At 62.8% G+C, this 22444-nt stretch carries 16 protein-coding genes and 2 tRNA genes; 11 read left to right on the forward strand and 7 right to left on the reverse strand.

Annotation, left to right across the window (positions count from 1 at the left end; all coding sequences use genetic code 11):
* Positions 1–48 precede the first annotated feature (48 nt).
* On the reverse strand, positions 49–1056 hold the full coding sequence (gene dusA / locus NH396_RS09205; protein ID WP_176676159.1) for a tRNA dihydrouridine(20/20a) synthase DusA: 1008 nt from the start codon (positions 1054–1056) through the stop codon (positions 49–51).
* A gap of 142 nt (positions 1057–1198) precedes the next feature.
* Positions 1199–1816, reverse strand: a complete 618-nt coding sequence (locus tag NH396_RS09210) for a TetR/AcrR family transcriptional regulator (RefSeq protein WP_176676160.1) — start codon at positions 1814–1816, stop codon at positions 1199–1201.
* A 293-nt stretch (positions 1817–2109) separates the two neighbouring features.
* Here NH396_RS09210 and NH396_RS09215 point away from each other — a divergent pair, with 293 nt between their 5' ends.
* The 3 genes from NH396_RS09215 (at position 2110) to NH396_RS09225 (ending at position 6004) form a co-directional block, all read left to right on the forward strand.
* A complete protein-coding gene (locus NH396_RS09215) occupies positions 2110–2664 on the forward strand; it encodes a carboxymuconolactone decarboxylase family protein (protein WP_176676161.1) in 555 nt (184 codons plus the stop codon).
* A gap of 938 nt (positions 2665–3602) precedes the next feature.
* On the forward strand, positions 3603–4664 hold the full coding sequence (gene corA, locus NH396_RS09220) for a magnesium/cobalt transporter CorA (protein ID WP_176676162.1): 1062 nt from the start codon (positions 3603–3605) through the stop codon (positions 4662–4664).
* A 440-nt stretch (positions 4665–5104) separates the two neighbouring features.
* On the forward strand, positions 5105–6004 hold the full coding sequence (locus NH396_RS09225) for a LysR family transcriptional regulator (protein ID WP_176676163.1): 900 nt from the start codon (positions 5105–5107) through the stop codon (positions 6002–6004).
* Between the two features lie 19 nt (positions 6005–6023).
* Here the strand turns inward: NH396_RS09225 and NH396_RS09230 are convergent, their stop codons facing one another.
* The 3 genes from NH396_RS09230 to cydD are packed head-to-tail and all read right to left on the reverse strand — an operon-like array spanning position 6024 to position 10577.
* Positions 6024–6836, reverse strand: a complete 813-nt coding sequence (locus NH396_RS09230) for an SDR family NAD(P)-dependent oxidoreductase (RefSeq protein ID WP_176676164.1) — start codon at positions 6834–6836, stop codon at positions 6024–6026.
* Between the two features lie 37 nt (positions 6837–6873).
* On the reverse strand, positions 6874–8736 hold the full coding sequence (gene cydC / locus NH396_RS09235) for a thiol reductant ABC exporter subunit CydC (RefSeq protein ID WP_176676165.1): 1863 nt from the start codon (positions 8734–8736) through the stop codon (positions 6874–6876).
* Positions 8733–10577: a thiol reductant ABC exporter subunit CydD gene (gene cydD, locus NH396_RS09240; RefSeq protein ID WP_253063130.1), complete on the reverse strand. Its 1845-nt coding sequence runs from the start codon at positions 10575–10577 to the stop codon at positions 8733–8735. The genes cydC and cydD overlap by 4 nt, the downstream gene beginning before the upstream one ends.
* Positions 10578–10834: 257 nt before the next feature.
* Here cydD and gltX point away from each other — a divergent pair, with 257 nt between their 5' ends.
* The 3 genes from gltX (at position 10835) to NH396_RS09255 (ending at position 12649) form a co-directional block, all read left to right on the forward strand.
* Positions 10835–12310 (forward strand): glutamate--tRNA ligase, encoded by a 1476-nt coding sequence (gltX, locus tag NH396_RS09245; RefSeq protein WP_176676167.1) that lies wholly within the window; start codon positions 10835–10837, stop codon positions 12308–12310.
* Between the two features lie 169 nt (positions 12311–12479).
* Positions 12480–12555 (forward strand) — tRNA-Ala (locus tag NH396_RS09250).
* Between the two features lie 18 nt (positions 12556–12573).
* Positions 12574–12649 (forward strand) — tRNA-Glu (locus NH396_RS09255).
* A 530-nt stretch (positions 12650–13179) separates the two neighbouring features.
* Here NH396_RS09255 and NH396_RS09260 read toward each other — a convergent pair.
* Positions 13180–14067: an NAD(P)-dependent oxidoreductase gene (locus NH396_RS09260; protein ID WP_176676168.1), complete on the reverse strand. Its 888-nt coding sequence runs from the start codon at positions 14065–14067 to the stop codon at positions 13180–13182.
* A gap of 263 nt (positions 14068–14330) precedes the next feature.
* Positions 14331–15617, reverse strand: coding sequence for a citrate synthase (gene gltA, locus NH396_RS09265; RefSeq protein WP_176676169.1), 1287 nt, complete (start codon positions 15615–15617; stop codon positions 14331–14333).
* 391 nt (positions 15618–16008) lie between these two features.
* On the opposite strand from gltA, the gene sdhC reads away from it, so the two are divergent.
* From sdhC to NH396_RS09290, 5 genes are all read left to right on the forward strand, one after another.
* Positions 16009–16386: a succinate dehydrogenase, cytochrome b556 subunit gene (gene sdhC / locus NH396_RS09270; RefSeq protein ID WP_253063132.1), complete on the forward strand. Its 378-nt coding sequence runs from the start codon at positions 16009–16011 to the stop codon at positions 16384–16386.
* The gene (gene sdhD / locus NH396_RS09275) at positions 16380–16727 is read left to right on the forward strand and encodes a succinate dehydrogenase, hydrophobic membrane anchor protein (RefSeq protein WP_176676170.1); all 348 of its coding nucleotides are present in this window, start codon (positions 16380–16382) and stop codon (positions 16725–16727) included. The genes sdhC and sdhD overlap by 7 nt, the downstream gene beginning before the upstream one ends.
* 3 nt (positions 16728–16730) lie before the next feature.
* On the forward strand, positions 16731–18503 hold the full coding sequence (sdhA, locus tag NH396_RS09280; protein WP_176676171.1) for a succinate dehydrogenase flavoprotein subunit: 1773 nt from the start codon (positions 16731–16733) through the stop codon (positions 18501–18503).
* Positions 18504–18657: 154 nt separating this feature from the next.
* Positions 18658–19362, forward strand: a complete 705-nt coding sequence (locus NH396_RS09285; protein WP_176676172.1) for a succinate dehydrogenase iron-sulfur subunit — start codon at positions 18658–18660, stop codon at positions 19360–19362.
* A 227-nt stretch (positions 19363–19589) separates the two neighbouring features.
* The gene (locus tag NH396_RS09290) at positions 19590–22424 is read left to right on the forward strand and encodes a 2-oxoglutarate dehydrogenase E1 component (protein WP_176676173.1); all 2835 of its coding nucleotides are present in this window, start codon (positions 19590–19592) and stop codon (positions 22422–22424) included.
* Positions 22425–22444: the final 20 nt, after the last annotated feature.

Genomic DNA, 22444 nt, shown 5'->3' on the forward strand with positions numbered 1-22444 from the left:
CAAGAAAGGACAGAAGAGAGCAGAAGCGGCGCGAACAGGCCAGCTCGATCAGGCTTGCTCGACCTGCGCCTCGGGCCGCTGTTCCGGTACGCGCGCCATGGCGTCATCGATGACCTCGATGCCCGCGCCCGGCTTGTGGGCGTTCTCGGAGACATGGCGGCGGAACTGGCGACCGCCCGGTTGGCCCTGGAACAGTCCCAGCAGATGGCGGCTGATGTGGTTGAGACGCACGCCCTCGGCGAGGCGCTTCTCGATATAGGGGCGGAAGGCACGCAGCGCATCGTGGCGGCTGGTGTGCGGATTCTCGGCCTCACCGTACAGCTCGCTGTCCACCGTCGCCAGCAACCAGGGGTTGTGGTACGCCTCACGGCCGACCATCACGCTGTCGACGTGCTCCAGCTGCTCGTGCAGCTCATCCATCCGTTTCAGGCCGCCATTGATGCCGATATGCAAGGACGGGTGCGCCTGCTTGAGGCGGTGCACGCGGCCGTAGTTCAGCGGGGGAATATCGCGGTTCTCCTTCGGCGACAGGCCCTGCAGCCATGCCTTGCGCGCATGCACGCTGAAGGTGTCGCAGCCGGCGTCGGCCACGGTGGTGATGAAGCGCTCGAGATCGGCGTCCTCATCCTGATCATCGATCCCGATGCGGCACTTCACCGTCACCGGAATCTTCACCTGCGCCTGCATCGCCGCCACGCATTTTGCCACCAGCTCCGGATGGCCCATCAGACAGGCACCGATCATGTTGTTCTGCACGCGATCGCTCGGGCAGCCGACATTCAGGTTCACCTCGTCATAGCCCCAGCTCTCGGCGATCGCCGCACACTCGGCCAGCGCCTGCGGATCGCTGCCACCCAGCTGCAACGCCAGCGGATGCTCCGTCTCGTCATGGCCGAGGAAGCGCTCGCGGTCCGGATTGAACAGCAATGCCCCGGTGGTCACCATCTCCGTGTACAGCAGCGTACGACGGCTCAACACGCGCGCGAAGGCGCGGTAGTCACGGGTCGTCCATTCCATCATCGGCGCAACGGAGAAGGTGCGGTCAATCGGTGTCATCGGCATGGCAGTCATATCGGCTGGTGTGGGAGCAGGGATCGGAGCATCAGGCGCTGTCGAGACAAGCGGGCGGTGATTCTAGCAGCTTGTGAGGCGAAGCGCCGAGTCAGAGGGAGCCGCGAGCCAATGCGCCGCTCATGGCTCAATGCGTGTTGTTGACCTTCAGCGCTTCGATATCCTGGGCGATGTCTTCGGCGAGCTGGCGGACGGCGTCGCTTTCGCCTTCACGCTGGGCGTAGGCGCGCAGGCCCATGACTTCGGCCTGCAGGCGGCGGCCGAGGCGTTCCGGCTGGTGAGCGGGGCGCTCGGGGTCGATGAGTTCTCCGGCGTCGCGGGCGTCCGCGAAGGCCTGGCGGAAGCGGGCTTCCATGTTGGCGAGCAGCGTCTCGACCTTGTCGCGGGCGGCCTGTTCACGCTCGCCGAGTTCCAGCAGGCTCTTGGCCAGCATGCAGGCGCGGGACGGCACTTCGCAGTCACGTAGTCCGCCGAGCTTGCGGATATAGGTGGCGAGGGCGGTCAAGGGTGAGTCGTGACTGGCCATCAGGCTTTCCATCTCGCGCAGGCTGCGCGCGGAGTAGCAGTCCAGCGCTTCCTGGAAGAGGCCGTCCTTGCTGCCGAAGGTGGCGTAGATGCTGCCGGGGCGCATGTCGAGCGCGCGCTCGATGTCCTTCAGCGAAGTGGCATGAAAGCCCTTCTGCCAGAAGAGATTGAGCGCCCGTTCGAGGGAATCCTGGCGGTTGTGCAAGGTCGCGCGTGGCATGGCTGTCCTGACGATGGGGCTCGCGAGCGACGCCTGTCTTCGCGCGGCATGGCGAAGCGGGCGGTCTGCAAGGAGCAAGGTATTGAGTGAGTACTCAAGTTTAACTTGAATGATCGCTCAAATCCAGCTAGTGTGTTCCCCGACAACGCAGTGCAGCGGATGGTCAGGCTTTATTTTGAGCGTTTGCTCATATCTTGCCCTGCATCCTCAGGGGCGCCGCTGGAGGCTTCATGCCACTGACTGACAGCCCCTGAGGTTCCGCGCATCTCGCTCATCATTCCGAAGGAGTTCTCATGACTGATTTCACACTCTATACCGCCGACAATGCCCCGCAGGACAGCAAGCCGCTGCTTGGCAAGTCCGTCGAAGCCTTCGGCATGGTACCGGGCCTGCACGCCGTGATGGCGGAAGCACCGGGTCTGCTGGAAGGCTACCAGGTGTTGCACCAGCTGTTCCTCGATAGCAGCTTCGATGATGAAGAGACCACCGTCGTGTGGCAGACCATCAACGTCGAGCACAACTGCCACTACTGCGTGCCGGCGCATACCGGCATCGCCAAGTCGATGAAGGTGGATGACGCCATCACCGAAGCACTGCGCAACGAGACGCCTCTGCCGACCGAGCGTCTGGAAGCTCTGCGCACCTTCACGCTGGCCGTGGTACGTGAGCGTGGCTTCGTGGATGACGCTACCGTGCAGACCTTCCTCGATGCCGGTTATACCAAGCGCAATGTGCTGGAAGTGATTCTGGGCCTGTCCCAGAAGGTGATGAGCAACTACACCAATCACCTGGCCGAGACGCCGATCGACGAGCCGTTCAAGAAGTTCGAGTGGCACAAGCAGGGCTGAAGCTGAGGTGAGAGGCGGCGGCAAGTGCCTGACTCTCCAATACTAATGAAAATATTTCTCATTAGTATTGACGTCTGAGTCCGCGGGTCATATTCTGGGGTCATCGCTTCCCCGCCATGGGTAGCGGTGTCCCGGCCAGCGGAGTCAGGCCCCTGTCCGGGAGGCTTCTCATCAGACAGTTTTACGGTCCTTGCCAGCGGCTCATCCTACGGGGTGGGCCGCTTTTTTATGCGCAAAAAAAGACGCCTCCTTCGCTTGCACGAGGGAGGCGTCCGGAAGCGCTTCTCGAGTCATTCGCTTTCCGTCTGCCAATGACAGGGAGGAAGGCTTGCGAGTCGAGCGGTGCTTCGTGCTCACCAGATTTGGATGTCAGGTCCCTGGCAAGCGTCTCATCAGGCCAGTCACGACCTTGATATTCTGGCGCCATGATACGTCAGCCGGTGAGGGGAGGCCAGCGGCGCGTGAGATAAACGCTGACTCAATGTTAATGAAAATATTTCTCATTAGTATTGACGGCGTCAGCCGGAGAGCATAATCTGGATTCATCGCTTCCCGCCATGGAATGCGGTAGCCAGAACAGCGGAGTCAGGCCCCTGTTCGGGTTTCTCCTCATCAAGCTAGTCACGGTCTTAGGGCGACTCTCACGGGTCGCCTTTTTTCATGTCTGGCGCTTCTCCATTTCGTGTCTGGCACTTCTCTGGCGATTTACCTCGATCTTCCTTCCGTCGCTCTCCCGCTTGCCTCCTCATCTACGCTTGGTGCGCCCCGTCGCTCTGCCTCCGCTGGCGCGCCATCTCGTTTAGAATGACGACATCCTATTCCCACGCCGCCAAGGTGCCCGGGTTCCGCTGCCTTTTCAGAGGGTTGGCCATTGCGGTCAATCATTGTCATCAGTCAGAGCACGGGCGCGACCCGCGGGGCTTTCCGAGGAAGTCATCATGATCACACTCTATCGACTGCACGATGATGGGCGCCTGCGCGGTGAACATATCGTGTTGCCCGACCCGCAGCCCGGCCAGCCCGATACGCCGCCGCGCCTGGCGGATAGCGCTGAAGAGGCGGCAGCCCTGCATGCCGGGTTGCTGGCCGATGACGAGCTGGCGCCACCGATTCTGGTGCGTAGCGATGTGCTGTGGATCGATCTCTGTGAGCCGGATGAGCAGGAAAAGCGCTGGGTGAGCGAACAGTTCACGGTAGAGCTGCCTGATGTCGAGGAGCTGGAGGAGATCGAGTCGTCGTCGCGCTTCTATCTGGAAGGCGATGGCATCCACGTCGTCTCGCTGTTTCCGCATCGCAAGGGGCGCGAGCCACAGACGGCCAACGTCGCCTTCCATCTGCATGGGCGCCAGTTGATCAGCATGCGCCACGAGGATATCGGCCTGCTGCGGCTGTTCCGCAATCACCTGCGTCGCCAGCGACTGAGCCCGGAGGATGGCTGGGAAGTGCTGTTGGCGCTGCTGGCGATGAAGGTCGATTACCTGGCCGATGAGATCGAGGATATCTACCGGGCCCTGGAGGCGTTGGGCAAGCAGGCGGTGCACCCCGAGGCGCTGGAAGACACCCTGCACGGCATCCTGTTGCAGGAGCGCTACAACGACAAGGTGCGCCAGTCGCTGCTGGACAGCCAGCGCCTGCTGCGTCAGCTGACGCGCCATCTGCCCTCGGCGCCACGTCAGAAATCGCGACGTCAGGAGATTCGCGACATGTTGCGCGACATCGACTCGCTCAATCCGCACACCACCTTCATCTTCGACAAGGTCAACTTCCTGCTCGATGCCTCGATCGGTTTCACCAACCTCGATCAGAGCCGCATCATCAAGATCTTCTCGGTGGCGGCGGTAGTCTTCATGCCGCCGACCTTGATCGCCAGCATCTACGGCATGAACTTCCACTGGATGCCGGAGCTGGACGAGAACTGGGGCTATCCCTTCGCGCTGTGCCTGATGGGGGTATCGGCGCTCTCGACCTATCTGTTCTTCAAGTGGAAGAAGTGGCTGTAAGTTGCTGAAGACAGGCATAAAAAAGCGCCTGGCGTCGTGAGACGGCCAGGCGCACAAGAAACTTGCATTACAACACTGAAGATCGCCACCGAGGCCCAGGATGGGCCGACAGCGAAACCGCGCGTGGGGGCGTCGCCATGCAGACCAGTCACCGGGAATCGGTGGGATGAGCAGTGCAACTACCTGAGCGCGAACCTGGACGGTCGGGCTGCGCCACGCAGGCCCGGCCGTCTTCGGTCTAGTCCGGAAGCAGGCGGCCGATGCCGCGGCGCGCCTGCTCCCGCATGTTCGTGGCGCACAGTATAGGGTGCCGCGCTTTGGAGAATAAGCGCGTACAATTGAAAACTAGGGTTTCCAATATGGAAACCTGAGAGATTGATGGGGTGTCTGGCCGTGTCCGGAGGGCCATGGCGGTTGCAGAGCGAGGGAAAGGGAGACACATGGCGACACTTGATGCATTGCGCGTCTTCGTCGAAGTCGTGCGCGCGGCCAGTTTCACTGCGGCGGCGCGCCGACTGGGAATTTCCAAGTCGCTGGCGTCCAAGCGGGTGGCGGCACTGGAAGAGCAGCTGGGCGTCAGCCTGATCAATCGCTCGACCCGCAAGCTGCATCTCACCGAGGCGGGGCGCATCTACTACGAGCACGGCCTGCGCATCCGCGAGGAGCTGGAATCCGCCGAGGCCCGCGTACAGTCCGTGACCTCGCAGCCGATGGGCCAGCTCAAGGTCTCGGCACAGGTGTCGTTCGGCTTCATGTATCTGGCCGCGCCGACCACCGCCTTCATGCGTCGCTACCCGGATGTCAGCGTCGAGATTCTGCTCGAGGATCAGCGCTTCGAGCCCATCGATGAGTCGGTGGACCTGGCGATTCGCATGGGGCCGCTGCCGGATTCCTCGATGGTCTCGCGGCCGCTGTGCAAGGTGGTCTACGGCCTGTACGCCGCACCGGATTACCTGGCGCGCGTCAATTCACCGCCGGTGCAGCCCCAGGACATCCGCGCCTTCGATACCATCTTCTACGGCAATTACGACCTGGGGGCGCATTGGCGCTTCACGCTCAATGGTCAGCCCTTCGATGTGGAGCCGGAGTCGCGGCTGGTGATCAACAATCTGCTCGGCGTGGTGGAGGCGGCCAAGGCCGGCTTCGGTCTCGCCTACCTGCCGACCTTCTCGGCCCGCGCGGCAGTGGAAAGCGGTGAACTGGTGCCGCTGCTGCAGCCCTACTGGAACGAGCATGGCTCGATGGTGGTGCTGTTCCGTTCACGCAAGTACCTGCCTGACAAGACCCGCGCCTACCTCGACTTCATCACCGAGTGGTTTCAGGAGCATCTGCAGCTCTGAGTCGCCTCTACCGAGAGGGTTACCACTCGATGGCCTGGCCGGCCCAGTCGTAGAAGCCGCCGCTGGCGGTGGGCGAGAGTTCGCAGGCGACGCGCAGCAGACGGCGCGCCACGAAGCCCGTCGTGAATAACTTGCCCTCGGGCACGCGGGACTGGAAGGGAGTCGACAGGCCGGTGTCGGTGGTGCCGGGATGCAGCGCGACCAGCAGCGCCTCGGGATTGCGCCGTGCGATCTCGATGGCGGCGGTCTTGAGCAGCATGTTGTGGCTGGCCTTGCTGGCGCGATAGGCATACCAGCCGCCGCTGCGGTTGTCGGAGATCGAGCCGACCCGCGCCGACAGCGAGGCGAAGATCACTGGCGTGCGTCGGCGCAGACGTGGCGCCAGCATCCCCAGCAGCAGGGCCGGGGCGAAGGCATTGACCTGATGCAGACGCGTCAGGGCCGCCAGACTCAAGTCTTCCAGACGCTTCTCCGGCCATAGCTGCTCGCGCTCGTCATGCAGCAGGCCCAGCGCGTTGAGTATCAGCGCCGGTGGCTGCCCCGTCTCGCTCTCGCCATCCAGTTGCTGTGCCAGCCACTTCTCAAGGCGTGCGGTGCCTTGCTCGGTGGTCAGGTCGGCCTCCAGCGTCTCGAGCTCGGGATGCGTCGAAAGGCATGAGACATCGCGACTCACCGCCAGCACTTTTCCACAGTGCGGATGGGCGAGCAGCTCATCGATCAGCGCCCGCCCGATCCCGCCGCTGGCGCCGGTGACCAGTGCGCAGAAGCCCCGTGGCAGGCGCGCGAAGGTGTCCGCCGCCAATGGCTGATCTTCCAGTCTGCTGTCTACCATATATGTCTCCCTCTGTAGTGGCTGAACAGGATTATCGTCAGGCAGTGCGCTCCATCAGCCTGGCGAGGCGGGAATCGCGGCTCAGTGTGGTCGGGGTGGTGTCTTCCTGCAGTCGGCCCGCTTCCAGCAGCGCCAGACGCGCAAAGCGCTCCAGCCCCAGCGGCTGATGAGTGATCATGATCAGGCTGCGGCCCTCGCAGGCGGCGAGAATCGCGCTCATCACCTGCTCGGCGCTGGTGCGGTCCAGTCCTTCGCAGGGCTCATCGAGCAGCACGATCGGCGCCGGTGACAGCAGTGCGCGTGCCACGCCGAAGCGGCGCAGCTGGCCACCGGACAATGAACGTCCCCCTTCATCCGGGAAGCCGGCCAGTCCCTGTGGCTGGCGGGCCAGCCAGTCGCCGAGGCCAAGGCTTTCCAGCATGCGCGTCAGTGACTTATCGCTGGCCTCGGGAGCGGCCAGGCGCAGGTTGTCGGCGTAGCTGGCACAGAACAGGTGCGTGTCCTGCGGGCAGACCGCGAAGCTTGCACGCAGCGTGGCCTCGTCGAGCGAGTCCAGCGCCACGCCACCCAGCGTGATCTGTCCGGCACTGGGGGCATGGAAGCGACTGAGCACGTCCAGCAGGGTGCTCTTGCCGCTGCCGGACGGGCCGAGCAGTGCCAGATGCTCGCCTGCGGCCAGTGTCAGTGACAGCTCTTCAAGCACCGGCGTGTCGCCGTGGGTGACGCTCAGCTGCTCGATCTCCAAGGCGTGTCCCACCGGCGTGGCAGCCTCGGAGTCACTGGGGAACTGGGCCGCCGGCGTATTGGCCTGCACGCGGTTGAGGCGCGCGGCCGCCGACAGACAGCGACCGAGACCCTGCCAGGCCAGCGGCAGTGGCGCCAGTGCCTCGAAGGCGCCGAGTACCGCCAGCAGGAACAGCGCCAGCAGACGACCATCGAGCAGCTCGCCAGAATGCGTCGTGATGTCGTCGTTCGCATATGGCGCCATCTGCATGACGCCGAGCAGGGCGACCCCGGCCAGCGTCAGCCCCAGCAGACTGTGACTCAGCCAGCTGGCCAGTGCCTGACGGCGTGCCTGGGTGCGCTCGATGCGGTCCCGCTCGGCCTGTTGCTCGGCCAGGCGCTCAAGCTCTTCATTCCAGCGATCATAGATCACCAGCTCGCCCAGTCCCTGCAGGCGCTCCAGCAGGCGTGCGCGCAGGCGGCTGGCCGAGGATTGGTGACGCATGGCGTCACGGCTACCACGCCACCAGGCCAGCCACGGCACCAGTCCGCCGGTCAGCACCAGCCCGATCACTGCGACCAGCGCCAGTGTCGGCGCGAAGATGCCGATCAGCGTGCCGGCGGCGAGGATGGCGCAGACCGCCACCAGCGAGGGAATCAATACGCGCACGTAGAGGCTGTCGAGGGCGTCGACATCCGCGCCCAGGCGGGTCATCAGCTCGCCCTGGCCGGCATGCTGCAGGGCGGCGGGGGAGAGCGGCTCGATGGCCTCGAACAGGCGACGGCGCAGGCTCGCCAGCAGACGCAGCGTGCCTTCGTGGGTGGTGAGACGCTCGCCATAGCGTCCGGCGGTGCGCGCCAGTGCCAGACCGCGCACACCTGCCGCCGGGGTGAAGAAGTTGAAGGCCTGGGTGGCAGCGACGCTCAAGCCGGCCACGGCGGTGGCGGAGAGAAACCAGCCCGACAGTGCCAACAGGCCGGTGGCCGCCAGCAGAGTGATCAGCGCCAGCAGTGCGCCGATGCCCAGCCAGCCACGATGCTCGCGCATCAAGGCCAGATAGGGCGTCAGTTCGCGCAGACGTGGGCGCTGTTCGCTATACGCTTCACCTAGTGCTGGCTCGCTGGCTGTGACGGCCGCGGGCGTGTCAGGCGCGGACTTGCAGATGGCGCGGCTCATGCGTCACCTCGCGGCGTCGGGAGGGGGAGCGGGCGGTCCTGCACCAGCTGGCCATCGTCGAGGTGAATCAGGCGCTGGCACAGCGTCAGCAGCTCTGGTCGGTGGGTCAGCAACAGCAGGGTGCGGCCCTCGCCGAGACGCTTGAGCGCGGCGATCACGCGCGCTTCGCTGTCGGCGTCCAGGCTGGCGGTGGGTTCATCCAGCAGCACCAGTGGCGCGTCATGCAAGAATGCGCGGGCCAGTGACAGGCGGCGTGCCTGGCCGCCGGACAGCGCCTGACCGCCCTCGCCAAGGCGCGTCTCGAGCCCTCGCGGCAGCTGCTGGTACCAGTCAAGCAGGTCGGCATTGTCCAGCGCCGCTTCGAGTTGGGTGTCGCTGGCGTGAGGCCTGGCCAGACGCAGGTTGTCGGCCAGCGTGCCGGACAGCACCACCGTCTCCTGACCGACCCAGGTCGCCATGCCCGGCGGCAGGCCGTGGCTCAGCGGATGGCCATTGAGATACAGCAGGCCGTCGCTGGCCTCGACGAAGCCGAGCAGCAGATTGAGCAGCGTCGACTTGCCGGAGCCGGAGGCACCGGTCAGCGCGACGCGTTCGCCCTGGGTGATCCGCAGGGTCAGCGGGCCGAGTGCCGGTGGAGTCAGCGTGCTGGTCTGGCGGGTCCATTGATTGGGATAGCGCACACAGACCTCTTCCAGCATCAGCGAGTGCAGCTTGCGGGTCTGAGGGCGCGCCGCGGGCAGGTCGCTGTTGGCATTGTGCGTCTGTGTGGCAGCCTCGCCATCCGCCTCCTGGGTGAAGGGGGCACTGCCGACGATGGGGGCGAGATCACTGGCGGCAGCCTCGGCCTCGGCCTTGGCGTGATAGTGCACGCCCAGCTCGCGCAGCGGCTGATAGAACTCGGGCGCCAGCACCAGAATGAAGAGTGCGGTCTGCAGGGTCAGCGGTGAGTCGCCCCAGGTGCCGAATTGCAGGTGGCCGAGGAAATGGAAGCCGAGGTAGACCGCCAGCAGCGCGATGGACACCGCGGTGAAGAATTCCAGCACCGTGGAGGACAGGAAGGCCAGGCGCAGTACGCGCATGGTGCGCTTGCGAAAGGCATGGCTGACCGCCTCGACCTGGGGGCCGCGCCTGGCGCTGCCGAATAGCTTGAGGGTCTTGAGACCGGTGAGCAGGTCCATGAAGTGACGGCCCATGCGGTCCATCTCCCGGAACTGCTCCTGCGAGCGCTTGCGCGCCGCGATGCCGACCAGAATCATGAAGATCGGCACCAGTGGTGCGGTGGTGGCGAGAATCAGGCCGGCCGCCCAGTTGAGCGGAAACACCACACACAGCAGCATCAGCGGAATCAGCCCCGCGAGGCGTGTCTGTGGGCGGAAGTCGGCGTAGTAGCCGTGCAGTGACTCGACCTGGTCCCAGGCGCGGTTGGCCAGGCTTGCGCGATGCTGGCGACGCACCCACAGCGGGCCGAGTTCGGCGAAGCGCTGCAGCAGGCGCTCGCGCAGGCGACGGCGGATCTGCTGGCTGGCGCGGGTGCCGGCATAGCCACGCAGGCCAGTGAGCGCGCCGCGCAGCGAGAGACTGGCGGCGAGTACCGCGATGGCCGGCCACAGTGTCGCCAGGCCTTCGCGGTCGATCGCGACGCCCTGGGCCAGGTGGGCGATGGCCCAGGCCTGGGCGAGCAGCACCAGTGTCGAGAGCAGGGCGCACAGGATGGCGAGCTGGGGCCAGTGGCCACCGGCACGTGCCAGTGTCTCCAGCCAGCGGCGTGGCACGAATTCTGCCGAGGCAGTGGCATCGGTGGGGGAGGGTGAAACATCGGGTGCAGCGGCAGTTCGGGGCATTCATGCTCCTGCCGGTGGTGGCAGAGATAGTTGCAGGGAAGCGCTGGCGTCACGTCTCAAGGCAGAGAATGACGCATCTGGCGCAAGCTTACCGCCGAGAGAGCGTTGGTACACGGCGACGCACTGTCGCACATCTTCACCTTGCGTATAATATGCCCCAGCACTCGCTGCTGAGACAGCAGCGTGATTTCACGCCCCGGCAGTCAGTCATTGCCGAGACGCTTGTTGCCCTCTCTTCTCGAACTACTGGACTCCACATGACCGTTCGTACGCGCATCGCACCGTCGCCGACTGGTGATCCCCACGTCGGCACCGCCTACATCGCCCTGTTCAACCAGTGCTTCGCTCGTCAGCACGGTGGCGAGTTCATTCTGCGCATCGAGGATACCGATCAGACGCGTTCCACCGGCGAATCCGAGCAGATGATCCTCGACTCGCTGCGCTGGCTGGGCATCGAATGGGCCGAAGGCCCGGATGTCGGCGGTCCGCACGGCCCGTACCGTCAGAGTGAGCGTGGCGACATCTATGCCACACACTGCCAGCAGCTGATCGATGCCGGCCACGCCTTCAAGTGCTATCGCACCAGTGAAGAGCTGGATGAGCTGCGCGAGTCGCGCAAGGCCGAAGGTCTGCACATGGCGCTCAAGCCGTCCGACCTCGCGCTGCCGGCAGAAGAAGTGGCGCGTCGTGAAGCGGCGGGCGCGCCCTTCGTCATCCGCATGAACGTGCCGGAAAGCGGCACCTGTGTGGTCAAGGACATGCTGCGTGGCGAGATCGAGGTCGACTGGGCCCAGGTCGATGCGCAGATCCTGCTCAAGTCCGACGGCATGCCGACCTACCACCTGGCCAACGTGGTGGATGATCACCTGATGGAGATCACCCACGTGATGCGTGGCGAGGAGTGGATCAACTCGGCGCCCAAGCATCAGCTGCTGTATGAATACTTCGGCTGGCAGATGCCGGAACTGTGCCACATGCCGCTGCTGCGCAATCCGGACAAGACCAAGCTGTCCAAGCGCAAGAACCCGACGTCGATCCTCTACTACCGTCGCATGGGTTACCTGCCGGCGGCGGTGATCAACTATCTCGGTCGTCTGGGCTGGTCCATGCCGGACGAGCGCGAGAAGTTCACCCTGAGCGAGATGCAGGAGCATTTCGATATCCAGCGTGTCTCGCTGGGTGGTCCGGTGTTCGATGTCGAGAAGCTCAGCTGGCTGAACGGTCTCTATATCCGCGATCTGTCCGAGGATGAGCTGCTGAGCGAGCTGCGTCAGTGGGCCTTCAACGAGTCCTACGTCAAGCAGATCCTGCCGGAAGTGAAGCCGCGCATCGAGACGCTGTCCGAGGCGATTCCGCTGGCGGGGCACTTCTTCTCGGGTCTGCCGGCCATCACGCCGGACGACTTCGCCAAGGCGAAGCTGGAAGGCGAAGACCTGGTGCGTCAGATGCAGTTCCTGACCTGGAAGCTTGAAGCCGTGAGCCGCTGGGACAAGGAGCATCTGCTGGCGGAAGTGAAGCTGCTCTCCGAGCACTTCGGGCTCAAGATGAAGGACTTCCTGGCGCCGGTATTCGTGGCGGTGACCGGCTCGGCGACCTCTACCTCGGTGATGGACGCGATGGTCATTCTGGGCTCCGACATGACGCGCGCGCGTCTGCGCCACGCCGTGGCCGTGCTGGGTGGCGTCTCCAAGAAGGCGGCCAAGCGTTTCGAGAAGGAATATCGTGACCTCTGAGCGCAGTCCGTGACCGCGCTCCCGACGGGCGCGTCGCGCTGATGATGGCCTCCATAATGAATGACGTCATGGGGGCCATGCGCCGAAAAGGCGCGAGAGGCGAATTGTGTGAAAAAGAAGTTGACGACCCCGAGGGTTATCAGTAAGATACGCCTCGTTCTTGAGAGACGGGGCCTTAGCTCAGCTGGGAGAGCGCAACACTGGCAGTGTTGAGGTCAGCGGTTCGATCCCGCTAGGCTCCACCAAGTTTCTCAAGCGACTGCGTCCCATTCGTCTAGTGGTCCAGGACACCGCCCTTTCACGGCGGTAACAGGGGTTCGAACCCCCTATGGGACGCCACTCTTTCGACATCTCGAGCCACCTTTCAGGTCTCGTGAAGTCAACAAAAAAGCACACCTTAAGGGGTGTGTTTTTTTTGTCCCTGATTCTGGCTTATGCACAGCCTGTGTGTCGGCAGAAAAGCATGTTATCCCCAAGTCGCCCTTGACAGACCTCGTGTCTTGTCCACTGTTCGCGCGCTGTCACATCTCCCCCTGCATCTCCTCCCAAAGTGCGGCCCCTGCGGCTGGCGCTTACGTCGTGCTACCAAAAATTTCTTTTATATCAATGGCTTATGTGCTGGTTAAATTTTGTGCAATCTGTTGGTAAGCCCGCTGTCATGCTGGTTCGCTGCGCTTGTCTAGGGGTTATCAACGAGGTTATCCACAGATAGTGTGGAAAAGCATGCCGAGCGCCGCTGCTGTCTGGGATGTTGCGCTGCGGCACGAAAAAACGCCTCATTCCCGCGTCCATATGGCGTTGGAATGAGGCGTTTTCAGTGCGAGGCCGTGTGATGCGGTTCGGCTCACTCGCTTGAGTTCAAGGCCGCTTCATCTGGAGAGGCGCTTGAGCAGCGAGGAGGTGTCCCAGCGATTGCCGCCCATGGCCTGCACGTCGGCATAGAACTGATCGACCAGCGCCGTCACCGGCAGGCTGGCATCGATGCGGCGTGCTTCCGCCAGACAGATGTCGAGGTCCTTGCGCATCCAGTCGACGGCAAAGCCGTGATCGTACTCGTCCTTGATCATGGTGGAGTGACGATTTTCCATCTGCCACGAGCCAGCGGCGCCCTTGGAGATCACCTCGATCACCGCCTCGCGATCCAGTCCTGCCTGCTCGGCGAAGTGCAGGCCCTCGGAAAGTGCCTGCACCAGCCCGGCAATGCAGATCTGGTTGACCATCTTGGTGGTCTGGCCGGCACCGGTCTCGCCGATGCGCTTCACCATGCGACCGTAGTGCGTCAGCACCGGCTCGGCACGTGCGTAATCCGCCTCGCTGCCGCCACACATGATGGTCAGCACGCCATTCACGGCGCCTTGCTGGCCGCCGGAGACCGGTGCGTCGACGAATCCGATGCCGGCCTCGCCCGCGGCGGCGGCCAGCTCGCGTGCCAGGTCGGCACTGGCGGTAGTGTGGTCCACCAGCAGGCTGCCGCTCGCCATGCCGGCCAGCACGCCGTCGTCGCCGTAGGTGACGCTGCGCACGTCATCATCATTGCCCACGCACATCAGCACGATATCGGCGCCCTCGGCGGCTTCTCGCGGGGTGGCGTGATGGCTGCCGCCGTACTCCTCGCTCCACTGCTCGGCGCGTGCACCTGTGCGGTTGTAGACCCGCACCTCAAGGCCTGCGCGTTTCAGATGGCCGGCCATGGGGTGACCCATGACCCCGAGTCCGATGAAGGCGGCGGTACGTGGCGTGGTGTGTGTCTCTGACATGCTGGAAGGCTCCTTGCCATCGATCAGGTGTGAGGTTGCGCCGCTCGCGGTGGGGCGCATGGCGTGCCGGTGCTTGCAGGGCGTGACGAAGCCGGTACATCAGCACGCTAGCACGTTCGGGGCGGGGCGGGGCGGCTTTGTGACTTGCATCTCGACAGGGGGGGGGGCGCATGAGAGGCGACAGGCCAAAAAAAACCGCCTCCGAAGAGGCGGTCTGTCCTGCAGGTCGATGACCCGATATTGCCTGGTTGCCAGGCAACTGGTTACTTGGTCGGGTAGTCGCGCTGCGGGTGGCCGGTGTAGAGCTGGCGCGGACGGCCGATACGGTGGCCGCCGGCGATCATCTCGTTCCAGTGGGAAATCCAGCCGATGGTGCGCGACATGGCGAAGATGACCGTGAACATGTTGGTCGGAATGCCGATCGCCTTGAGGATGATGCCGGAGTAGAAGTCGACATTCGGGTACAGCTTGCGCTCGATGAAGTACTCGTCTTCCAGCGCGATCTGTTCCAGACGCTTGGCGATCTTGAGCTGCGGATCGTCGGCCATGCCCAGCTGCTCCAGCACTTCGTCACAGGTCTCTTTCATGACCTTGGCGCGCGGATCGAAGTTGCGATAGACGCGGTGACCGAAGCCCATCAGCTTGAACGGGTCATCCTTGTCCTTGGCCTTGTCGATGAAGCGCTGGATGTTCTCTTCGGAATCCTCGCCGATTTCATCGAGCATGTTGAGCACGGCTTCGTTGGCACCGCCGTGTGCCGGGCCCCACAGTGCCGCGATGCCGGCGCTGATGCAGGCGAACGGGTTGGCGCCGGTGGAGCCGGCCAGGCGCACTGTGGAAGTCGAGGCGTTCTGCTCGTGGTCGGCGTGCAGCATGAAGATGGTGTCCATCGCCTTGGCGAACACCGGGTTGATCTTGTACTCCTCACACGGATTGCCGAACATCATGTACAGGAAGTTCTCGCCGTAGGAGAGGTCATTGCGCGGGTACATGAAGGGCTGGCCGATGTTGTACTTGTGGCACATGGCCGCAAGGGTCGGCATCTTGGCGATCAGGCGCACCGCACTGACATAGCGTTCCTTCTCGTTGTTGATGTTCAGGTTGTCGTGGTAGAAGGCGGCCAGGCCACCGACGACACCGCACAGGATCGCCATCGGGTGGGCATCGCGACGGAAGCCCTTGAAGAAGTTGACGATCTGCTCATGCACCATGGTGTGGTTGCTGATCAGCTGGGCGAACTTGTCGTATTCCTCGTCGCTCGGCAGTTCTCCGAACAACAGCAGATAGCATAGCTCGATGTAGTTGGAGCTCTTGGCCAGCTGGTCGATGGGGTAGCCGCGATGCAGCAGTACGCCTTTCTGGCCATCGATGAAGGTGATGGATGATTCGCAGGCGGCAGTGGAGACGAAGCCCGGGTCATACGTGAACATGCCTTCGGCGGTCAGGCCGCGAACGTCGATGACGTCCTGTCCGAGCGTGCCGGAATAAACCGGGAACTCGATGCTCTTGTCGATACCGTCTACTGTCAATGTCGCTTTCTTGTCAGTCATGCCGACCTCCTCATTATTCGCGTAACTCTTTGACTTGCTTGCCATGCCGGGCTTGCATCAATCCCGCCCACTATAGAAGCCCGCCAAGGATTGTCAATTCGCCACACGGCGTAGAGACGCGCGCCATGCTGTTGTGCGTGAGTTCCCCGACGTTTGCCTATCCCGTGGTGTCAGGTCGCGTCCTGTTCACTGCATTTTGTGCAATCTGTGGTTGCGGCCCTGCGACGTCATGTCATTTGTCATGCCAATGGCCAACCCCTATAATCCCCCGTCGCGCGACTGGCGGGAAATTCGGCTCGGTACCGTGGATGGCCTGCGCCCGAGACCCTTCCTCAAACCACCGCCCCTGCGGGCTTGCGTCCGTGTTGGGCCAAGAGAGTGTGTAAGAGCCGTGAATAGCAAACGACCCGTAAATCTCGATCTGACGACGATAAAGTTCCCTCTCCCTGCGCTGACTTCAATCACCCACCGTATTACCGGCGTGATTCTGTTCGTGGGCCTGGTATTTGCGCTGTGGGCACTCGATGCCTCGCTGTCCTCCCCGGAAGGGTTCGAGGCGGTGCGTGATGCTCTGGCAACCAATTTCCTGGCCAAGCTCGTGGCCTGGGGCCTGCTGTCTGCCCTCGGTTTCCACTTCGTGGCTGGTATCAAGCACCTGTTGATGGACATGGATATTGGTGTCGAACTGGAAAGTGCTAATCGCAAGGCGCAGGTCACTGTCGTGATCAGTGCTGTTCTCGTAGTCCTGGCGGGAGTCTGGGTATGGTAAACAACATCACCAATTTCAGCCGCAGCGGTCTGTCCGACTGGGTACTGCAGCGTGTTTCTGCCGTGATTCTGGCAGCCTATTCCGTGTTCATGGTCGGCTATCTGCTGCTCCATCCGAACCTCGACTACACCACCTGGAGTGGTCTGTTCGAGAACACGGCAATGCGCATCTTCTCTCTGATGGCATTCATCTCGATTGCCGCACACGCCTGGATCGGTCTGTGGACCGTGGCGACCGATTACATGAAGCCGACCGCAGTGCGCTTCGGTTTCCAGGTCTTCGTCATCCTTGCGTTGTTCATCTTCTTGGTCTGGGGCGTTCAAGTCCTGTGGGGAGCCTGATACATGTCCACCATGCGTAGCCTGACATTCGACGCGATCATCATCGGCGGTGGCGGCTCTGGCCTGCGTGCCGGCCTCGAGCTGTCCCAGTCCGGCAAGAAGACCGCCGTGCTGTCCAAGGTCTTCCCGACCCGTTCGCACACTGTCTCTGCCCAGGGCGGTATCACCTGTGCCATCGCTTCTGCTGATCCGAATGATGATTGGCGCTGGCACATGTATGACACCGTCAAGGGCGGCGACTACATCGCCGACCAGGACGCCGCCGAATACATGTGTACCGAAGGCCCGAAGGCGGTCTTCGAACTCGAGCACATGGGTCTGCCGTTCTCTCGCTTCGACAACGGTCGCATCTATCAGCGTCCGTTCGGTGGTCAGTCCAAGGACTTCGGCAAGGGCGGCCAGGCGGCACGCACCTGCGCCGCGGCTGACCGTACCGGTCACGCTCTGCTGCACACCCTCTATCAGGCCAACCTGAAGAATGGCACCGTCTTCCTCGACGAGTGGTACGCCATCGACCTGGTCAAGAATGCCAACGGCGATATCGTCGGCGTGATTGCCCTGTGCATCGAGACCGGCGAGACCGTGGTCGTGAAGTCCAAGGCGACCGTTCTGGCTACCGGCGGTGCCGGCCGCATCTACGCCTCCACCACCAATGCCCTGATCAACACCGGCGACGGTATCGGCATGGCGCTGCGCGCCGGCCTGCCGGTCCAGGACATGGAAATGTGGCAGTTCCACCCGACCGGCATCCACGGTGCGGGCGTGCTGGTCACCGAAGGCTGCCGTGGTGAGGGTGGCTACCTGGTCAACAAGGACGGCGAGCGCTTCATGGAGCGTTATGCGCCGAACGCCAAGGACCTCGCGGGCCGTGACGTCGTCGCGCGCTCTATGGTCATGGAAATCCTCGAAGGCCGTGGCTGTGGCGAGAATGGCGACCACGTCTTCCTGAAGCTGGACCACCTGGGCGAGGAAGTGCTCAACAAGCGCCTGCCGGGTATCTCCGAGCTATCCAAGACCTTCGCGCACGTCGATCCGGTCAATGCACCGATCCCGGTCGTGCCGACCTGTCACTACATGATGGGCGGCATCGCCACCAACGTGCACGGTCAGGCCATCGCACAGAACGAAGACGGCAGCGATCGCATCGTCAACGGCCTCTATGCCGTGGGTGAAGTGGCCTGCGTGTCCGTGCACGGTGCCAACCGTCTGGGCGGCAACTCGCTGCTGGATCTGGTCGTTTTCGGCCGTGCCGCGGGCAAGTACATCGAGAGCGCGCTCAATGAAGGTGTCGAGTACCTCGAGCCGACCCAGAGCGACATCGATGCTGCCCTGGTGCGCCTGAACCGCTGGAACGAGTCCGAGAGCGGTGAGTCCGTGCCGGAACTCAAGCGTGAACTGCAGCAGATCATGCAGAACTCCTTCGGCGTCTTCCGTCAGGAAGACAAGATGGAAGAGGGCGTCAAGCAACTGGCCGAGCTGCGTGAGCGTATCGCCAAGGCGGGTCTGGCCGACAAGTCCCAGGTCTTCAATACCGCACGTATCGAAGCCCTTGAGCTGGACAACCTGATGGAAGTGGCGGAAGCCACTGCCATCGCGGCCCTGACCCGCAAGGAAAGCCGTGGTGCCCACTCCCGTTACGACTTCCCGGATCGTGATGACGAGAACTGGCTCAAGCATTCCCTGTTCTTCCCGAACGAGAAGCGTGTCGGCAAGCGCGACGTGAACTTCGCGCCGAAGACCGTCGAGCGTTTCGAGCCGAAGATTCGTACCTACTGAGTCTGGACCTGACACGTGCGTCCCGCTTCGAGGGGCGCACGTTTCTCCAGACCAAGTTCGCACTCGCTCGAGTTCACGCTCGCTTGAGTTCGCCGTGATCAAGGTGCGTGCAGATCACCGCATGCACCTGACCCGTTTGCCCGGAGGGGAAACCATGCTTCAGGTATCCATATACCGCTACAACCCTGAAACCGATACTGCGCCGTACATGCAGGAGTTTCAGGTCGACACCCAGGGTCGTGACCTGATGGTGTTGAACGTGATGGAAATGCTCAAGGAACAGGACAGCTCGCTGGCCTATCGTCGCAGCTGTCGTGAAGGCGTCTGTGGTTCGGACGGCATGAACATGAACGGCAAGAACGGCCTGACCTGTGTCACCGCGCTGTCCGAAGTCGTCAAGGACAACAAGCTGGTGCTGCGTCCGCTGCCGGGCCTGCCGGTCGTGCGTGACCTGGTCGTCGACATGAGCCTGTTCTACAAGCAGTACGAGCGCATCCAGCCGTACCTGCTCAACGACACTCCGGCACCGGCCATCGAGCGTCTGCAGTCGCCGGAAGACCGTGACAAGCTCGACGGTCTCTACGAGTGCATCCTGTGTGCCTGCTGTTCCACGGCCTGCCCGTCCTTCTGGTGGAACCCGGACAAGTTCGTCGGTCCGAGCGGTCTGTTGCAGGCCTATCGCTTCCTGGCGGACTCACGTGACACCGCCACCAAGGAGCGTCTGAGCGAGCTGGACGATCCGTTTGCCGTATTCCGTTGTCGCGGAATCATGAATTGTGTCGCGGTTTGCCCCAAGGGTCTGAACCCGACACGTGCCATCGGCAAGATTCGTGAGCTTTTGCTGGCAAACGCCACTTAAAAGCCGCGCCTTAGCTTGCTATGATGCACGTCAGCTGCGGCAGGGTGTCACACCTTGCCGCAGCGCACAGCTTGCTGAAGCCGGTGCCTTGTGCACCGGCTTTTGACGATAAAAGAAGACTCAGATGGTGAAGGCCTCCATGGTTTCGCCATACAGGGCATAATCGAGTGACGCCGACAGCGCTTGTCAGGCGCCTACCCCACCCCATCAGTCAGGGTGACCGAGAGATGCAAGAAGGCACAATGGAGTTGATGTGGCGCACTTCCCATATGAGCGGGGGGAATGTCCACTACGTAGAAGATCTCTACGAGCGTTATCTTGTCGACCCGAATGAGGTTCCCGACGAGTGGCGCAACTACTTTGATACTCTGCCGCGTCATGACGGCAGCCCCTCCCAGGATGTTCCGCTAGCGCCGATCCGTGATCAGTTCTACGAGATGGGTCGCAACAGTCGCCGCCCGGTGGCTGTCTCTGCGGGCGAAAGCAGCGAGAACAAGAAGCAGGTTCGTGTTCTCCAGCTGATCAACGCCTACCGCTTCCGTGGCCACCAGAAGGCGGATATCGACCCCCTCGGTCTGCGCAAGCCGGCACCGGTACCGGACCTCGAGCTGTCCTTCCATCAGCTGTCCGCCGCTGACATGGACGTCGAGTTCCAGACCGGCTCGCTGTTCCTCGGCAAGGATGTTGCACCGCTCAAGGAAATCCACGCCGCGCTGGAGCAGACCTACTGCCGCAGCATCGGCGCCGAGTTCATGCACATCGTCAACACGGAAGAGAAGCGCTGGCTGCAACAGCGTTTCGAGTCCGTGCGTTCCAAGCCGAACTTCTCACGCGATGTCCGCCATCACGTGCTGGAACGTCTGACCGCCGCCGAAGGCCTCGAGAGCTATCTCGCCAGCAAGTACCCGGGCACCAAGCGCTTTGGTCTGGAAGGCGGTGAATCCTTCATTCCGATGATGGATGAGCTGATCCAGCGCAGCGGCAAGTACGGTACCAAGGAAGTCGTGATCGGCATGGCCCACCGTGGCCGTCTCAACCTGCTGGTCAACCTGCTGGGCAAGAGCCCGTCCGAGCTGATCGATGAATTCGACGGCAAGAAGCAGATCGCCAAGGGTTCCGGCGACGTGAAGTACCACCAGGGCTTCAGCTCGAATGTCATGACCCCAGGCGGCGAAGTCCACCTGGCGCTGGCGTTCAACCCGTCGCACCTGGAGATCGTCTCTCCGGTGGTGGAAGGCTCCGTTCGTGCCCGTCAGGATCGTCGTGAAGACGCCGAGGGTGACAGCGTACTGCCGATTTCCATCCACGGTGACGCGGCCTTCGCCGGTCAGGGCGTGGTCATGGAAACCTTCCAGATGTCGCAGACCCGTGCCTACAAGACGGGCGGTACCGTGCATGTCGTCATCAACAACCAGGTGGGCTTCACCACCTCGCGTGCCGATGACGCTCGCTCGACCGAATACTGCACCGACATCGCCAAGATGGTTCAGGCGCCGATCATCCACGTCAATGGCGATGATCCGGACGCCGTGCTGCACGCCGCCCAGGTGGCCATCGACTATCGCCAGCAGTTCAAGCGTGATGTGGTGATCGACCTCGTGTGTTACCGCAAGCGCGGTCACAACGAAGCCGACGAGCCGTCCGGTACCCAGCCGCTGATGTACGCCAAGATCAAGTCCCAGAAGACCGCTCGCGAGAAGTATGCGCAGCGTCTGGTCGAGGAAGGTGTGCTCAGCGAGGAAGAGACCAAGCAGCTGGTCGACCAGTACCGCTCGGATCTCGATGCCGGCAATCACGTGGCCAACGCCCTGGTGAAACAGCCGAATACCGGCCTGTTCGTCGACTGGACGCCGTACCTGGGTCATGAGTGGACCGGCGTTGCCGATACCTCGATGGACATGAAGCAGCTGCAGGCGCTCGCCAACAAGATGTGCGAAGTGCCGGACGGCGTCTCGGTCCAGCGTCAGGTCAACAAGATCTATGAAGACCGTCGCAAGATGGCCGCTGGTGGCATGCCGCTGAACTGGGGCTTCGCCGAGACACTGGCCTACGCCACCCTGGTCGGTGCCGACCATCCGGTGCGTATCACCGGTCAGGACGTAGGTCGCGGCACCTTCTCCCACCGTCACGCGGTGGTGCATAACCAGAAGGATGGCAATACCTACGTGCCGCTGCAGCACATCAAGGATGGTCAGGCGACCTTCACCATCCATGATTCCTACCTCTCCGAGGAAGCCGTGCTGGCCTTCGAATATGGCTACGCCACCACCATGCCGAATGCGCTGGTGGTGTGGGAAGCCCAGTTCGGTGACTTCGCCAACGGTGCCCAGGTGGTGATGGACCAGTTCATCTCTTCCGGCGAGAGCAAGTGGGGCCGCCTGTGTGGTCTGACCATGCTGCTGCCGCACGGCTACGAGGGCCAGGGACCGGAGCACAGCTCCGCACGCCTCGAGCGTTACCTTCAGCTGTGTGCCGAGCACAACATGCAGGTCTGCATGCCGACCACGCCGGCGCAGATCTATCATCTGCTGCGTCGTCAGGTCATCCGCTCGCTGCGCAAGCCGCTGGTCGTGCTGTCACCCAAGTCTCTGCTGCGTCACAAGGAAGCGACTTCCACCCTCGACGAGCTGGCCGATGGCCGCTTCGAGATGGTGCTGTCCGACAAGGGCAACCTGGAAGCTTCCAAGGTCAAGCGCGTCGTGCTGTGTGCGGGCAAGGTCTACTATGACCTGGCCGCCTATCGCGCCGAGCAGGGCCGTGAAGATGTTGCCATCATCCGTGTCGAGCAGCTCTATCCCTTCCCGAAGGAAGAGCTCCAGGCTGCCATCGCCGACTACGAGAATCTCGAGCAGGTGATGTGGTGCCAGGAAGAGCCGCTCAACCAGGGTGCCTGGTATCAGAGTCAGCACCATATGCGTCAGGTCGCTGAGCAGCACCGTCAGGGGCTTGGCATGAGCCTGGACTTCGCCGGACGCCCGGCCTCTGCGGCACCTGCCGCGGGCTACATGTCCGTTCATAACGAGCAGCAGCGCCAGCTGGTCGACGACGCCTTCAACAAGTAAAGGCTCGCGACCCGCAAGGG

The organism is Cobetia sp. Dlab-2-AX, from assembly GCF_024124625.1.
Classification (GTDB): domain Bacteria; phylum Pseudomonadota; class Gammaproteobacteria; order Pseudomonadales; family Halomonadaceae; genus Cobetia.